The following is a 15,273-nucleotide window of genomic DNA, read 5'->3' as shown; positions in this document are numbered from 1 at the left end:
TACGGACTTGAACAGCTGTACTTCTTACCGCGAACTGCAACTGCTGTACTTCTTACTGCAAACTGCAACTGCTGTACTTCTTACTGTGAACTTCAACTTCTATACTTCTTACTGCAAACTGCAACATCTATACTTCTTACCGCGGACTACAACTTCAGAACTTCTTGCTACGGACTTGAACAGCTGTACTTCTTACCGCGAACTGCAACTGCTGTACTTCTTACTGCGAACTTCAACATCTATACTTCTTATCGCGAACTACAACTGCTGTACATCTTACTGCGAACTACACTTTCTGTACTTCTTACTGTGAACTACAACTTCTATACTTCTTGCTGCGAACTTCAACATCTATACTTCTTATCGCGGACTACAACTTCTGTACATCTTACTGCGAACTGCAACTTCAGAACTTCTTACTGCGAACTACACTTACTGTACTTCTTACTACGGACTTGAACAGCTGTACTTCTTACCGCGAACTGCAACTGCTGTACTTCTTACTGTGAACTACAACTTCTATACTTCTTACTGCGAACTGCAACATCTATACTTCTTACCGCGGACTACAACTTCAGAACTTCTTGCTACGGACTTGAACAGCTGTACTTCTTACCGCGAACTGCAACTGCTGTACTTCTTACTGCGAACTTCAACATCTATACTTCTTATCGCGAACTACAACTGCTGTACATCTTACTGCGAACTACACTTTCTGTACTTCTTACTACGGACTTGAACAGCTGTACTTCTTACCGCGAACTGCAACTGCTGTACTTCTTACTGTGAACTACAACTTCTATACTTCTTATCGCGAACTACAACTTCTGTACATCTTACTGCGAACTGCAACTTCTATACTTCTTACCGCGGACTGCAACTGCTGTACTTCTTACTGCGAACTGCAACTTCTGTACTTCTTACTGTGAACTTCAACTTCTATACTTCTTACTGCAAACTGCAACTGCTGTACTTCTTACTGCGAACTACAACTTCAGAACTTCTTACCGCGGACTGCAACTGCTGTACTTCTTACTGCGAACTGCAACTGCTGTACTTCTTACTGTGAACTTCAACTTCTATACTTCTTACTGCAAACTGCAACTGCTGTACTTCTTACTGCGGACTGCAACTGCTGTACTTCTTACTGCGAACTACAACTTCAGAACTTCTTACCGCGGACTGCAACTGCTGTACTTCTTACTGCGGACTGCAACTGCTGTACTTCTTACTGTGAACTTCAACTTCTATACTTCTTACTGCAAACTGCAACTGCTGTACTTCTTACTGCGAACTGCAACTGCTGTACTTCTTACTGCAAACTGCAACTGCTGTACTTCTTACTGCGAACTGCAACTGCTGTACTTCTTACTGCGAACTGCAACTGCTGTACTTCTTACTGCGAACTGCAACTTCTGTACTTCTTACTGCGAACTGCAACTTCTGTACTTCTTACTGCGAACTGCAACTTCTGTACTTCTTACTGCGAACTGCAACTTCTGTACTTCTTACTGCGAACTACAACTTCTGTACTTCTTGCTGCCAACTTCAACATCTATACTTCTTACCGCGGACTACAACTTCAGAATGCTGATTATGATTTACATGAAGGCTGACACAATGTTTCTCCCTCATTATTTTCTAGTATTATACAGAAAAAAACAAAGTCAAGTTTTTTTGAAAAAACAAACAAGAGATATCTTCTTGTTATGATAACAAAAAGCTCTATCTTTTTGTTGGGGAGGGGCTGGTATTGGTGCCTGTCAGACATTAGTCTGTTAGTAGAAAGGGATACACGTTTTAGTTAACGAAAGAGGCTATAATTCGCAACATCAACAGTTTAAGCAAAACTGCAAATTATGACTATTCCTGTAAACCTGGTGCTGGATAGTTCTCAAACACGGCTACTACCTTGTCGGGCATCTTGGCCGGTACCTACGGCATTATCATGCAAATCATCGGATCCTAGCTGAGGGCTATTAAGGGCAACGGGGTTATCTGGTTATTTATGGCTCCATACCTGTAAAAAGTTTCATACCTTGCGAAAATTTCGACTTATATTCGATGGTGCCCACATTTTAGCCTGAATTGTATCTACTTTGTACTCGTTGAGTGGTTTTCAGTAATTTTGTATAACCATTTTGGTATGTTCGACAATCTTTCTATAACTATTTCACTCAGAATTCCTTTGTACATAAAGGTTCACACCATACCTCCCTCTACACCTTATTTCGCGATCTATTTAGCTTCCAAGGCCTTAAAGTTATCTACCTTAACATTCCCTTCCGGGAATTTGGCAACAATTTCCAACTCACCCCCCATAGCCTTGATGTACTTTCTCATCGTGGAAATATACATATCAGTCTGGCTCTCCATTTTTGAAACAGATGATTACTTTATTTTTAGAGCTTGGGCAATTTCCTGCTGAGTCACTTCACGGGCCTGGCGCAGCTCTGCAAGCGGCATTTCCGCCATTGCCTCTTTTACTCATTTTTCAATTCGCTTTTGGCTCTCAGGGGAAAATTTCGCCTTCAAGTTTTTGAATGATTTCGCCATGGTTTCACTACTCCCCATCTTTACTCAACTCTTCAGGATGCTGTTCATACAGTCTATCTGCTATCGGGATATTGGTTTTGTACCAATTATTATCCCCTTCCTTATTTCCGCCAATCAGCAATATCGCTGCTCGTCTAGGATCAAACGCATACAATGTACGATAAGGCTTTCCCGCATCTGTGTCCGTAGCTCTTTCATATTGCTAAAACGGGAACCTTTTATCGTATCAGAATGAGGCCGTGGTACATTAGGTCCCATAAGCTCCAACAAACCAACGGAAACAGCTATAGACTCTTGTTCACCTTCATCAAGGCTTTCCCACCACACTTCAAACTCATCTGTATATTCAACTTCCCATGTCATAATTATAGGTCTCATGCTATATAGCTGTTCACCCTTTCAACGTACCAACAAAATTCGATATCGAAACCTTTGGTGGAACACTTACAAGCAGATGAACATGATCAATTTGGATGCTTAGCTCGATAATCTCTGCTTCCTGTTGCTCTGCAAATGCCCTGATGCAACGTTCAGTTTCTATGGCCACTTCACCAATCAGAATCTCGAACCTGTATTTTGGCACAAAAACTATGTGATACTGACAGTGCCAAATTGTTTGTGATAGCTTCTTAAAGCGACTCATTGCCTACTCCTTCTTCACTGTTGTGTGGGGACAACAACGTTGAAGTTGTAGCAAAGAGTCGTTCACACGGCAAAGCCTATGAACTCTGCCCTTGGCCTAAGGCCAAGGGTTTCTATATGGGACTAAAACTTTGATCTCTGTTTCTCATTTATTGTTTGGAGGTGATATCATGATTCTGTATCAAATCCGCTATAAACTACTTTTATCCAGTGTTTCTCTTACCTTGGCACTCAATTGCTTGCGCGAAAATGGTTTTTGGATAAAACTCACACCTTCATCCAAAACGCCATGATGGGCTATAGCATTCGCAGTGTAGCCTGACATGAACATTCTCTTAATATATGGGTATTCTAACAGGATATTCTTGGCCAGATCGTGCCCATTCATCTCTGGCATTATCACATCGGTTAGAAGCAGCTGAATTTCACCCGTATGCTCTCGTGCAAGACTAATGGCTTCTGTGGGTGTATCGGCTGACAACACATGGTAGCCTAACCTTTCAAGCATGGTGGTGGTCATTTTTAGAATAGCCGGCTCGTCTTCCACTAGCAGTATCGTTTCATCACCATTTTCTGAAGCAATATCTCTTGTCTCGTTAGGAATTGACTCTGTTTCGGCCCGATATCGTGGAAGATAGATTTTGAAAGTCGTCCCCTGGCCAACTTCGCTGTAGACATTGACAAAACCATGATTTTGTTTGACTGCACCATAAACCATGGCCAACCCGAGCCCCGTCCCCTGGCCTGATTTTTTGGTTGTGAAAAAAGGTTCGAAAATATTGGACAAGGTCTTTTCATCCATGCCAAAACCATTGTCGCTGACTGCTAACAATACATATTCACCAGGGGTGAATCCAGGGTGCTTTGAGCAGTATTGTTCATCAAGAACCTGGGTATCCGTCTCAATGGTTATTTTTCCCACATCTTTTATTGCATCACGTGAATTGACACAAAGATTTGTAAGGATTTGATAAACCTGGCTGGGGTCCACCTTCACCGGCCATAGTGTTTTTCCTGGAATCCATTTTAGATCTATGTCTTCGCCAATAAGGCGTTTTAACATTCTGAATGAACCTTCTACGGCCTTATTAAAGTCTAATACCTTGGGTGAAATTGTTTGTTTACGAGCAAATGTCAGGAGTTGTCGAGTGAGTTCAGCAGAACGTTCGCCAGCGCTTTTGATTTCCTTACATCTTTCAAAAAATGGTGACTTTTTGTCCACATCCTCCATGACCATTTCTGTTTGGCCTAAAATGACGCTAAGCATGTTGTTGAAATCGTGAGCAATGCCGCCAGCGAGCGTACCAACGGCCTCCATCTTTTGCGATTGACGCAACTTTTCCTCAAGCTTTAATTTTTCTGTTATATCTTCGAAGCATTCAATATAACCGATACTATTGCCAGAACCATCGAGCAGATAATCGATACTTTTCGAAATCGTCAGCTTTTCACCTTTCTTATTGGATATAGTACATTCAAGCCCCTCCACCGGAATAGATTCACCTGATAATATTCTACAGTTACCTGCACAGCTGCTCGATGCTCCTTCGCCAGGTGCAAGAAAGTGATCAACTTTTTTCCCTATAACTTCTTCAGCTTTATAGCCGGTTAGTTGTTCTGTTCTTTTATTCCAAATTATGACACGTCTCTGTGTATCGAGAGCAAGAAGGGCACTCGGCATTAGGCGGTAAATTCGCTCAGCTTGTTCTTTCGAAGCCTGTAACTCAATGGTTCGCTTGGTTACTTCAACTTCCATCATTTTATTGGAATTTCTCAGTTCACGAAATTTGCCCTGCAAGGAATCGGCTACACGCCTGAAATTGTCAACAAGCGTTACAACTTCACCTAGCTTTGATTGAGGCCAACTTATCGACTTGTCGTTTTCAACTCGATTAACGAGGTCCGATGTAATATTGGTCAGCTCCAGAATGGAACTGCTGAATCTGCGGCTGATCGTGAACGAGACCACAAGTGCAAGCAAACAAAGCGAAATAAGTATTTGCAGCGACCTGGTTTGCTGTTGGAGTAATTTTGTTTGGAAAGAATTAAAGGGCACTTCCAGTATCCACTGCCAACCATATCTGTTGGGCTCAGTGGACTCTAATTTATACCAGGATTGTTGGACTCGTCTCCACAAAGTCACATAGGAGGGCATGGGAGGCAAGATATGTTTTACGTCATTGGGTAACCGCAAGACAACATCTTCCTTTTTGCTCTCATGATAGGGCTGATTAACAAAATCTGGATGTGTCGTATAAATGATAGCATTATTTTCATCCACCAGGGTGGCCCATATTATTGCGTCATTGTCATGGTCAAACTGGAGGTGGCTTTTTATATGATCTAAGGATAAATTGAGAATGCTGCCCCTGTTCCTGTCTATGATTAGCAGTTTGCCGTTTACTATCCCTGCCCATGTATCCCGCTGAGCCTGGGCAGCAATCTTTTTTGCGAGAGCAGCATTTTGACGGCCAGGTCCGTCGATAGAGACGGCCACGTCCGATTCGTCAAATTGCCAGATGCTATGTACTCCTATCTCTCCAAACAGTTTTTCTGGTAAACGTTCATTTTCAGGGTAATTGATTATAAGTTGTGGAATCTCCAGGTAGAGTTGTAGAATTTTCGCATAATACTCGTGACTCTCAATTAATCGGTTGATGATACTTCTTTCATTACGGTCCATAATTGTTCGACCATGTGCAACCATCACAATAATTGCCGGAAAGATAATAATGCTCATCATCATAGAAAAAACGGCTTTGCGAATGGTAATGTGTTGCTTTCTCTCTTTGATACCTAGAGTGCTTATGAGTGGAAAAAGCTGGAGAATTATCGTTGCAGCGAGCGAATTGGCAACACCAATGATCCAGAACATCAATGCCGCTGGCAAGGTCCCAACGAGTGGGAGTCCCATGACAAAGAAAAAGAAGGCCCAGAGCAGCGGGATACCCACGAGGGGCCAGTAGGCGGTATTGATAAGCACCAGGTTCCGGATTGGCGTATAGCGAAGTACCAGTCCTATAAAGAGTGGCTCAAAGGTAAGCCACACCATGGCATATGGGTGACCGAAAAGGACATAGGTCCAGCTTGCCGCGATCAACCCTGCAATAGTTCCCCAAACCGTTCCATAAAGCCAAAGAACGAGTAAAACAGAAACGCTTCCCAATAAATAATTGAACCCCATAAACAAGCGTGGAGCACACATGTTGAGTACAAGTCCGGAAGCAATAAGTAACATCAAAGTAATGTACTTGCCTTTTGTTACCTGGATTCTTTTCCGGTGAGTCAAGTTAACCTCTTACTGGAAGATTGTTGGTGAGGTCATGTAGCAAAAAAAAATTGAGTTGTCCCTTTCTAAACATCTTCAAGACTGGGAAACCTATGATGATAGCATGAGCTGTCTTCATCAATGTGAATCCTGAAGCAAGTACGATGAGACGCTTTAATATGCCATGATCGGTTTCAATGCGATTGGTAAAATATGTCCACCTTGTGGAGATATATTAGCTTGTCGAGGAGCCCCTCCGCAGTCAATTCACGTTTTGCTAAAGCCAGCGGTACAACGTTTCATGATCCACATCAACACCTCGTTCAGACATCATTTCTTCTAACTCACGAAAGCTGATTTTATATTTGTAGTATAAACATACAATTCCGAGAATTATCTTACCTTGAAACTGTTTTCATTTGATATTGCCCATGTAGCCGCCTTGTGTTTGATGATATGGATAATTTCATCAAACACTACCTTTGCGGACAATGTGCTGCTTTTGGTTCGAACAAACACCTTGGACTATTACTCCCCATAATCTGGATAGTGCTTTTCCAAACATGTTTCGCAAATCCCGTGGCTGAATTCAGCTTCTGAGTGTTCTGTGATATATTTCTCAAGTTGGTTCCAATATCCGTTGTCATCGCGAATACCTTTACAGTGCATGCAAATTGGAATTATTCCCTTTAAGGTCCTAATTTCATTTATAGCCTCTTTCAGGTCCCTTTGGGATTGTCTGATCTCGGTTATGTCTATTGCGTAATGAAGATATATGTTTTCCTCTACTGGCACCCACCATGTATCCAGAATTGTTCCATCAATTTCCACTTCTTTTCGTTCGAGTTTGCCAGACTCCATTGCTTCATCTGCCAGACAAAAATCACATTTAATTATATTGTCCCTTTTGCGTTCAGGATCAGTTTCTATGAGTTGTTTATGTTCCTCAGAAATAAAACTTCGGTGTGCAAAATCATCCCAACATTGACAATTAATTTGCGCGCCACCTTCTATAGCAAATTTATTGGCTGATAAAACGGTCCTGGTTTTTACATCAATCAGCATCGCCCAGTGCGGTAAACTGTCAAGAATAAGCTGATTTAATTTATTAATTTCATACATTGTGATTTCTTTCCTTATAATACCATTACCTGAAATATCAACCATGATTTTATGTGGACTTTCATGTTAGGCAATTCAGCTTGTTGTACCAAAAATGGTTGTTTTGTTATGGTGAGGGTATGCGCTTAGAATGCTCTTCCCCTCAGGAGTACATGGGAGAAGGTATGATCCTGCTTTCATATAGTTTTTTTGAAAGCCAATGTCTGTCAATTATGTGACAGTAGGCCTCGATAAAGTCATCTTCGACACTCATTCCATCAAGCTCAAGACGGTTTTCAACCAGTATGTAAAGAAATGATTGCAATGATAAAAGAGTAAAACCCAGGTCAAAGGGTTGTTCGGAATCTATAACGTTGAAAGGCGTCTTTATTCCGGTAGTATCCGAAGTATAACCGCTATATATCCTGGCCTTGGCCGATTTTGGCACATTGCTTAAGTCAACTATAACCCGGTCTTTATAGGTGATGGTTAAGGAATCTGCGTGAAAATTCAATAGAGAATCAAATGTTGTCATAATGGACCTCGGTTTTTGCTGGGCCAATGAAATGTCTACCCATTAGCTGATGAGACTTCTTGTGAAAAACTGACAATTTTATCAAAAAAATTGAGGTGTGCTCTCACGTTGATTTTGCATTATAAGAGGCCCGCCGATATCAAGTTGCCAGATAATATAATTCGGCAGACCTCTTTGTTTGGGATTGTCTCCTGTAACGATTTAAAATCAGTTCTTTTCACGCCAGCAAGCAGACTGCAGCGAGATGCAAAACTAAGCGATTTTGAACCTCTTGACCAGGTTGTCGAGTTGCTCTGCCAGCTGGGACAGTTCGGTCGCGCTGTCGTTCACATTATTGCTTGCAGAATTGATTTCATCTGATGTACTGCTAATCTCTGAGATATCTCTGGTAACATCCTCGATTGCAACAGAACTCTGGGCAACATTTTCGTTGACCTCTCCGATTCCTGCCGAAGCTTGAGCAACATTGTTCGAGATCTCAGCGGTTGCAGCCGATTGTTCTTCCACTGCAGTGGCGATCGTTGTGATGACTTCATTTATCTCATTAATGACCTCACCTATTTTCTCAATATCTGTAATTGTGCCATCAGTTGTTGTTTGCATTCCCTCAATCTGATTTTTAATGTCAACCGTAGCTTCTGCGGTCTGTTTGGCCAGATCTTTTATCTCGTTTGCGACAACAGCAAATCCTTTTCCGGCTTCTCCCGCTCGTGCTGCTTCGATGGTCGCGTTGAGGGCCAGCAGGTTCGTCTGTTCGGAAATGTCGGTGATGGTTTCTGTCACCTTGCCAATCTTGCTGGCCGCCTGGCCGAGATCATTAATTTTAATTGAGGTATTTTGCGATTGAACAACAGCTTCTTCAGAGATGCCCTTGGCCCTTGCGGCATTCTGAGCAATTTCGTTCACTGTGGCAGACATCTCTTCTGCAGCCGTGGCTACCATGCCGACATTACTCGAAGACTGTTCCATAGCCGCAGAAACAGAACTCATGTTGGTTGACATCTCTTCTGCTGCTGCAGCCACGCCAGTGGCCTTTAACGAGCCTTCCTTGGCATTGCCGGCGAGCTGGGTGGAAATTGCAGATAACTCAGTGGAGGATGAAGAGAGGGTGTTGACACCATTAATTATTTCCTTGATCATTGTACCAAGCTCAATAACAGTCTGGCTCAGTGCGCGCGACATGTTGCCGATTTCATCTTCCTGGTCTATATCAAGCTTCATGGTAAAGTCACCGCTGGCGAGTTTATCGACAAAATCAACAACCCTCTGAACCGGAGCGGTGATGGTCCTGGTGATAAATAGAGCTGCTATAATTGCGATAACAGTAGCAATTACAGCGGCCATCGTAATGAGGCGGATTGCATTCTGGCTCTTGGCCTGTAAGATAGGGCCGAGCTCATCCTGTTCTGCTTTAACTGAAAGCTTCACCTCCTCAACTGCAGCAGCAACTTGCGGTCCGATCTTATCCAGCGTGTTGGCAATGATATCATTGCGTTCCTGAATTATAGTATCGAGCTCCGTGAATGCAGCGATATAAATCGTTGCCTCCTCCTTTACCTTGTCGTTCAGGGCTCGCCGGGTTGGATTTTGAAGCATTTCATCGAGGATTCCAACACCTTTGAACACACCAGAGAATTCAGTTTTTACCCGATCAAAATCAGCAGGAGCATTAGTGCTAAGATATGTCTGCCCATAGAGCCTGCCCAGTAACATATGCCGAAGAACGATCCCCGCCTCATAAGCTGCAGCGGCATCACCATCTTCTTTGGAGGTTTTCATGATCTCCGTTAAACTCTTCTCCATGCTGGGTCCATACCCTCGAAGCCTTTCACCTACTATCATGTCGCGTTCAACGCGAATTTCCTTGACCCTTTCAAAAGCTTTCTCATACTCATGCATCTTATCTGTAACAATATCAATTTTCTCTGCTCTTTCCGGTTTATTAATCTCCTTATGAGCTTCTTCTATAAAACCATCCATTTTCTTTACATACTCTTCATACTGCTGAATGTCTTTTGCACTACCTGTGGCATTGAAGTCTTTCACATTCATCCGGACCATGAGCATATTGGCCTGCAGGCGGCCAGCAAGGTTCGTGTGCCGTGCCAGTCCTCTGTAGGTGACAAAACCTTCTTTCACACTGCTGAGCCCTTCCCAGGCAACTACAGAGATAATGACCAGAAGCAGAATGACTACACCAAATCCCGCTCCTATTTTCATGGCCAGCTTCATCTTTTTCAGCATAGTTTACTCTCCTTGTGTTGATGCATTTGTTTTGTTGGATATTGAGTTCAAACGAGTGGTATTTATTGTGCTGAGAAGCATATATCGTGCCAGGTTAACTAAAAATACTACTGTGTGGGGTCGTGAGGGGTTATTATGACCTAAATATAGTTAGATATGCGTTCTTCTGTGAAATCTCAGAACATAGTGATGTTTTGAGTCATTGGCCAAACCGGTTCAGGTGGTGGTAAAAAGGAAACCATCTGGAACGTGTCTTTGAGGTTACTGCCGGCAGGATGAAATAACTGGGCGCATAACGTTTTAAAATATAAACATAAATATCCAGTCTATCCCTGGTGGTAAAGTTGCCGCCAGGCTGTAGTTTTGATCAGAGAATTATCCTGATTATTTTTCTGTACATATTTCCATTCTCATGAGCATTGACCTATAATAGCTCCGGAGAGTTGATAAACTAAAAAGTGATCCTGCTATAAAAAGGTGGGCTTGCTTTTCCAGGCCACGGCAAGGAAACTTTGACTGAGCAGGAAAAGAAAATTAAAGATCTCGAAAAGAAGCTCAAAGATGCTGAGATGGAACGAGATATCTTAAAAAAAGCCGTTGTAGATTCAATTGGTCGATGCAACACCCTATGTTAAATCGTAATCATAGGAGGTTGCATATTATGGCAAGAACAGGAAGGCACCGAAATCATATACCTCTTCATTAAGAAGAACCGCTCATCATTTCCGGTGAAGAAGATGTGCCAGACATTACAAGTTTCTCAGAGCGGTTATTATCGTTGGGCGAAATGCCCACTTTCTCCAAGGAAAAGAGAGAATGTTCGGGTAAAGAAACGGATAAGAGAGATCTTCGATTCCCATACAGAAATGGTTGGCAGTCCCATTGTTACTGCCGATCTCCATGATGACCAGGAGTTCAGAAAAGTCAGCAGACCGCGCGTTGCTCGAATGATGAAAGAGATGGGTTTGAGATGCAAGACTGTCAGGAAGTTTGTTGTGACAACTGATTCAAAACATAAAAAACCAGTTGCGCCAAACCTTTTGAATAGAAATTTCACCGTTCATGCTCCAAATACTGCGTGGGTAAGTGACATCACGTACTTAAGAGTTGGGAGGAAATGGTACTACCTCACAGTTTTCATTGATCTGTTTTCAAGGATCATTGTCGGTTGGGATCGGAGTGATTCGCTTGAGCACCATTCAGCATGTCGGGCCTTGAATAAAGCGATCATGCGTAGACGTTCAGGAAAGGGACTGATGGTACATAGCGACAGAGGCGTGCAATATGCCAGTACAGGCTTCAGGGCCGTCCTTAATAAGCATGATTTTGTGCAGAGCATGAGTCGCAAGGGAAATTGTTGGGACACTCAGTTATACTGGTGTTGAATGTCAGGCTAGCCTGACCCGTGCTGGGATTGGCAGTTTTGCCTTTGCGTTGACCTGTCGGCTGGCGATAATCCAGAGCGTCTGCGAAGTGAAGCTGCACTCGCATCTTTGTGTGGTGTTAATCCACTGGAGGCATCTTCTGGGAAAACAGTTCTTTATCGCTTAAATAGAGGTGGAAACCGAGCTGCAAACAATGCCCTTTGGACTATTGCCATGGTTCGTATGCGGAGCGATCCGCGCACGCAGGTCTATGTTGACCGTAGAACTGCGGAAGGAAAATCTGTCAAAGAAATACACCGATGTTTGAAACGGTATATTGTCAGGGAATTGTACCCTCTGATTTTGGCTGATTTGAAGGACTCTACCTTACTTTCTTAACATAGGAGCGTCAACGCTGTAGCAGAATCATTTTTCCACTCACTGAAAACGCAATTGACACATCATGTTCGATTTCAGAATGCCCTGGAGGCTTAACACGCTCTATTCAACTATATTGAGGTCTACTTTAATCGTCGACGGAAACATTCCACTAACGGATATAAGGCGCCAGCTCTTTTCGAGGAAGAGTGGTGGCAACTGAAGAAAACGGCTTAACTGGAGCTCCACTTTATTGTTGCAAGATCATGTTGGGGTTGAAGCAAAAGTCGATGAGACCTTCGGGCCTACTGTGCAAGATTATTATTTGGCTGCAAAGGCAAAACAGATAACCGGCAGCTCTACAAATGCCCCGCAGAGGGTTGAAAAGCTACTGTCAATGCATTTTACCAAGCCGAAGGTGTCAATGTTTGATATTCGCTACCAGCTTCTATATACCACTGCAGGCACGTTGGCTGCAGGAGCTGATGTCTCTGCCCTGTATGTGGCTGTATTCATATCCAAACTTTACGATAAATAGAGCCTCCTCAGAAAAACACCGCCTATATTACGCGGCAGTGAGCCCGGCAGTGATCCGCATGGAGAAATTGCCGAAAGCAACAGCTAAAACTTTTGTACAGAGTCTGAAAAGTCGAGCCAACAACGATAGCGCAAGGTTTTTACTCAACTTCTTGAGCAGAACCATGAGATTCATCACCAAGAAGATACTGTTGATCCATGCTTCTGAGGTCTTTTGCAGCTTGGCTCGGATATAGTTGAGTCGATAGCCGTTTTTACCTTGCCCGAACTTACCTTCAATCGGGATTCGTTCCCGACTGTCCTGGATTCGCTGTTGCTTCATTTTGCAAATCTTTTCTGTATTCTCTGCCGATTGCTTTGGGGGACGGCCAAGTGCTTTACCACCAAAGCGAATTCCTTTTTCCTTGAGGTACTTTCGGTTATCTCGCGAGCCATATAACTGATCAGCCAGAACAACCTCTGGGTAATGACCAAACCGCTGTCGATAATCCTCCACCTGCTTTTTCAAATCCTTACTCTCATTGAACGCATCCCAACCGATATGGTCAACAAACGCCAGGCCGTCTTTCATACTGACACTGATCTTGGCGCCGAATTCAGTTTTCTTGCTTGCCTTGCCGCGCACTATCGGACGAACATGGGGTTGAGATATGGATACGATTCTGTCATCACACCTGTTTTGCCGGTTTCTGTACATTCCGTCCTGCTGCGAATACAAATGCTGAATGATCCAGTATTGCCGTTGCAGGCCATGAGGTAAGGGAAAAGGAGCGCTTCCCAAAGAGTCAAGCAGGGACGATATGTGCTTTAAGTTTCGCCTCAGGTACTGCAATTGCTCACGCAGCGCGCGACGGCGAACCTTCACGCTTGGCTTTTTGTTTTTGGCAATCTTCAGATACTGTTTTCTCGCTTTACGGCGATAGGTCCTCGGCTTCTTGGTGTAGTCACTGAGGGCATACAGTTCATCGATCAGCTTCTCGGAAATCTCGCGAGCCTCATTGAGTAAGCTCAGATCGGTCGGATAACGAATCGCCTGCTCCGCAACTGTGGCATCGAGAAGCAGTTTCCCTCGATTTTCATCTCTCGCTTTTCCTGTACGACGTGGCTTACCTATCTTTTCGAGGATAACTTGTTCAAATCCGGCAAACACTTCAGACCCCATCCGTTTGCGGATATCTACAAACAAGCTGGCCGCAAACGGTGGCTTATCCACATAACTGCTGAAGCCTACAAAGTACTGGAGGTACGGGTTTTCCTGGATCTGCATAACCGTCTCCTCGTCACTCAGAGTCAGCTTATGTTTGATGATCATTGCCCCTATCACCAGTCGCGCATCTTTACCAGGTCGCCCCTTTCCCGGATTCATAGTCTTGTAATAGCATGTAGCCAGGTCATCCCATGGGATAACTTCGCTCCATTTCACCCACCGGTTTTGCGGATTCAGCGAACCACCAAAGGGGAGGCTGAATCCATCCAAGCTGAGTTGTTTACTGCTCGTATATCGAATCATGTGCAAGCCTTTTGAGGTATATGTCGTTGAACTTCTACACATTATACCAGATACGAGAAAGGTATGCTTGCAATTACAGTCGGTTATCTATTTCCAAGGAGAATCTAAATAGATTGGAGCAAGTAACCACAGGGACTATTTGAAATTTATGTCAGAAATAAATGCCCGTCCTTTTCCTTCAGGTCAAAATGGGGGAAATTTGAGTATTCATCAAACTTTCTTACAAGGTAAGAATCTGATCTGTATACATGAATGCTTCAAACAATGAAGCAGAATCAAACAAAGGGTTCTTCACTCAAAAAGTACGGTTGCGGATGGGTCAGATTGTTGCAGCACGGGCTAGAACCTGAAGTTACTTATGATAGATAAATTGGATGGCAGATATGAAAAAATATCTCTTACGACATGGACTAAAAATGGAGCGCCTTCTGCAGCATGCCACCTCCTGACCTATACAGAAATGTAAATTTGCAGAATTGCTTAAATGGTTAACATTGTCAATACGAGCCCTTGCCACCGTGATATTGTGCACCCATAACCTCTCAGGTGTATCTTTAATTAGTCGATCTTACAAGATCGTGTTCGTCTGGCTACCAGTTTGCGACCATGCATCTTTTCTTCCCTGCCTATTATTGATGTAGGTTGATTATTTTATGCTAATGCAACGGAATCAATGATGGTGGCGGCAGAAATACCACCACCCAAACACCCCAGTCCAACTCTTTGTAATTGAAACATGTTTTTAAATCCATCACTGCATATTGTTCATCACTCGAAACATTACATTTTTAACAGGTAGCAAAAAAGCCACAATTCATTATGGCTGCATAAACACATGTAATTGTTTTTTTTCAAATACATGCCTCACATACATCAGATCACAATACTGGCAAACCATGAAATGGTGATCTAAAAAGCCACCTGGACTGTATACCTCACCCACTATTTCTTTCAATTTTGTTACATCACGACGAATATGGCTTCACATTTGTGACATTCATACAAAATGAACCCTGAAAAGTCAAAGAGATAGCATGGCACAATTCTCGCAAGATGCACCCTAGTCCTTTTCTATTTCATCAGAATGAAAAGAAATCTCATACCGCACATGATAGATGAAAACCACGTATCACTAATC

The 15,273-nt window shown here is 43.1% G+C and carries 10 protein-coding genes and 4 pseudogenes; 4 read left to right on the top strand and 10 right to left on the bottom strand.

Annotated features, from left to right (window positions below):
- Positions 1–2,238: 2,238 nt before the first annotated feature.
- The 4 genes and pseudogenes from GA520_RS27395 to GA520_RS26685 all read right to left on the bottom strand — a co-directional run bounded on the left by GA520_RS27395 (position 2,239) and on the right by GA520_RS26685 (position 5,944).
- Positions 2,239–2,475, bottom strand: a pseudogene (locus tag GA520_RS27395) (XRE family transcriptional regulator).
- 88 nt (positions 2,476–2,563) lie between these two features.
- A pseudogene (locus GA520_RS26695) lies at positions 2,564–2,919 on the bottom strand (type II toxin-antitoxin system RelE/ParE family toxin).
- A gap of 28 nt (positions 2,920–2,947) precedes the next feature.
- On the bottom strand, positions 2,948–3,199 hold the full coding sequence (tnpA, locus tag GA520_RS26690; protein WP_163341019.1) for an IS200/IS605 family transposase: 252 nt from the start codon (positions 3,197–3,199) through the stop codon (positions 2,948–2,950).
- Between the two features lie 189 nt (positions 3,200–3,388).
- Positions 3,389–5,944 carry a PAS domain-containing sensor histidine kinase gene (locus tag GA520_RS26685; RefSeq protein ID WP_163341017.1) on the bottom strand — a complete coding sequence of 852 codons (2,556 nt, stop codon included), beginning with the start codon at positions 5,942–5,944 and terminating at the stop codon, positions 3,389–3,391.
- A 61-nt stretch (positions 5,945–6,005) separates the two neighbouring features.
- On the opposite strand from GA520_RS26685, the gene GA520_RS26680 reads away from it, so the two are divergent.
- On the top strand, positions 6,006–6,164 hold the full coding sequence (locus GA520_RS26680; RefSeq protein ID WP_163341016.1) for a hypothetical protein: 159 nt from the start codon (positions 6,006–6,008) through the stop codon (positions 6,162–6,164).
- 324 nt (positions 6,165–6,488) lie between these two features.
- Here GA520_RS26680 and GA520_RS27390 read toward each other — a convergent pair whose 3' ends face one another.
- The 5 genes and pseudogenes from GA520_RS27390 to GA520_RS26660 form a co-directional block, all read right to left on the bottom strand.
- On the bottom strand, positions 6,489–6,632 hold the full coding sequence (locus tag GA520_RS27390; protein ID WP_370362820.1) for a hypothetical protein: 144 nt from the start codon (positions 6,630–6,632) through the stop codon (positions 6,489–6,491).
- Between the two features lie 114 nt (positions 6,633–6,746).
- Positions 6,747–6,863 (bottom strand): annotated as a pseudogene (locus GA520_RS27385) (IS6 family transposase); the annotation flags it as partial.
- Between the two features lie 131 nt (positions 6,864–6,994).
- On the bottom strand, positions 6,995–7,633 hold the full coding sequence (locus GA520_RS26670; protein ID WP_163341014.1) for a hypothetical protein: 639 nt from the start codon (positions 7,631–7,633) through the stop codon (positions 6,995–6,997).
- A 97-nt stretch (positions 7,634–7,730) separates the two neighbouring features.
- Entirely contained in the window at positions 7,731–8,102 is a 372-nt protein-coding gene (locus GA520_RS26665; RefSeq protein ID WP_163341012.1) for a hypothetical protein, read from the bottom strand.
- A 252-nt stretch (positions 8,103–8,354) separates the two neighbouring features.
- Positions 8,355–10,346 carry a methyl-accepting chemotaxis protein gene (locus GA520_RS26660; protein WP_163341011.1) on the bottom strand — a complete coding sequence of 664 codons (1,992 nt, stop codon included), beginning with the start codon at positions 10,344–10,346 and terminating at the stop codon, positions 8,355–8,357.
- Between the two features lie 737 nt (positions 10,347–11,083).
- On the opposite strand from GA520_RS26660, the gene GA520_RS26655 reads away from it, so the two are divergent.
- The 3 genes and pseudogenes from GA520_RS26655 to GA520_RS26640 all read left to right on the top strand — a co-directional run bounded on the left by GA520_RS26655 (position 11,084) and on the right by GA520_RS26640 (position 12,626).
- Positions 11,084–11,731 carry an IS3 family transposase gene (locus tag GA520_RS26655; RefSeq protein ID WP_240910280.1) on the top strand — a complete coding sequence of 216 codons (648 nt, stop codon included), beginning with the start codon at positions 11,084–11,086 and terminating at the stop codon, positions 11,729–11,731.
- 54 nt (positions 11,732–11,785) lie between these two features.
- Positions 11,786–12,109 (top strand): annotated as a pseudogene (locus GA520_RS26650) (transposase); the annotation flags it as partial.
- 232 nt (positions 12,110–12,341) lie between these two features.
- Positions 12,342–12,626, top strand: coding sequence for a hypothetical protein (locus GA520_RS26640; RefSeq protein WP_163341008.1), 285 nt, complete (start codon positions 12,342–12,344; stop codon positions 12,624–12,626).
- Positions 12,627–12,653: 27 nt separating this feature from the next.
- On the opposite strand, the gene GA520_RS26635 is transcribed toward GA520_RS26640, so the two are convergent.
- Positions 12,654–14,135 carry an IS5 family transposase gene (locus tag GA520_RS26635; RefSeq protein WP_370362733.1) on the bottom strand — a complete coding sequence of 494 codons (1,482 nt, stop codon included), beginning with the start codon at positions 14,133–14,135 and terminating at the stop codon, positions 12,654–12,656.
- Between the last annotated feature and the right edge of the window lie 1,138 nt (positions 14,136–15,273).

It is taken from the genome of Desulfopila sp. IMCC35008 (genome assembly GCF_010646885.2).
GTDB lineage: Bacteria > Desulfobacterota > Desulfobulbia > Desulfobulbales > Desulfocapsaceae > Desulfopila.
The sequence above is the reverse complement of the archived record's forward strand: the minus strand, read 5'-3'. Positions and strand labels throughout refer to the sequence as shown.

Excerpts from the sequence above, each read along its gene's own strand:
- tnpA (WP_163341019.1), bottom strand. The coding sequence starts at position 3,199 with ATGAGTCGCTTTAAGAAGCTATCACAAACAATTTGGCACTGTCAGTAT.
- GA520_RS26685 (WP_163341017.1), bottom strand. The coding sequence starts at position 5,944 with ATGATGATGAGCATTATTATCTTTCCGGCAATTATTGTGATGGTTGCA.
- GA520_RS26680 (WP_163341016.1), top strand. The coding sequence starts at position 6,006 with ATGAGTGGAAAAAGCTGGAGAATTATCGTTGCAGCGAGCGAATTGGCA.
- GA520_RS26670 (WP_163341014.1), bottom strand. The coding sequence starts at position 7,633 with ATGGTTGATATTTCAGGTAATGGTATTATAAGGAAAGAAATCACAATG.
- GA520_RS26665 (WP_163341012.1), bottom strand. The coding sequence starts at position 8,102 with ATGACAACATTTGATTCTCTATTGAATTTTCACGCAGATTCCTTAACC.
- GA520_RS26660 (WP_163341011.1), bottom strand. The coding sequence starts at position 10,346 with ATGCTGAAAAAGATGAAGCTGGCCATGAAAATAGGAGCGGGATTTGGT.
- GA520_RS26655 (WP_240910280.1), top strand. The coding sequence starts at position 11,084 with ATGTGCCAGACATTACAAGTTTCTCAGAGCGGTTATTATCGTTGGGCG.
- GA520_RS26635 (WP_370362733.1), bottom strand. The coding sequence starts at position 14,135 with ATGATTCGATATACGAGCAGTAAACAACTCAGCTTGGATGGATTCAGC.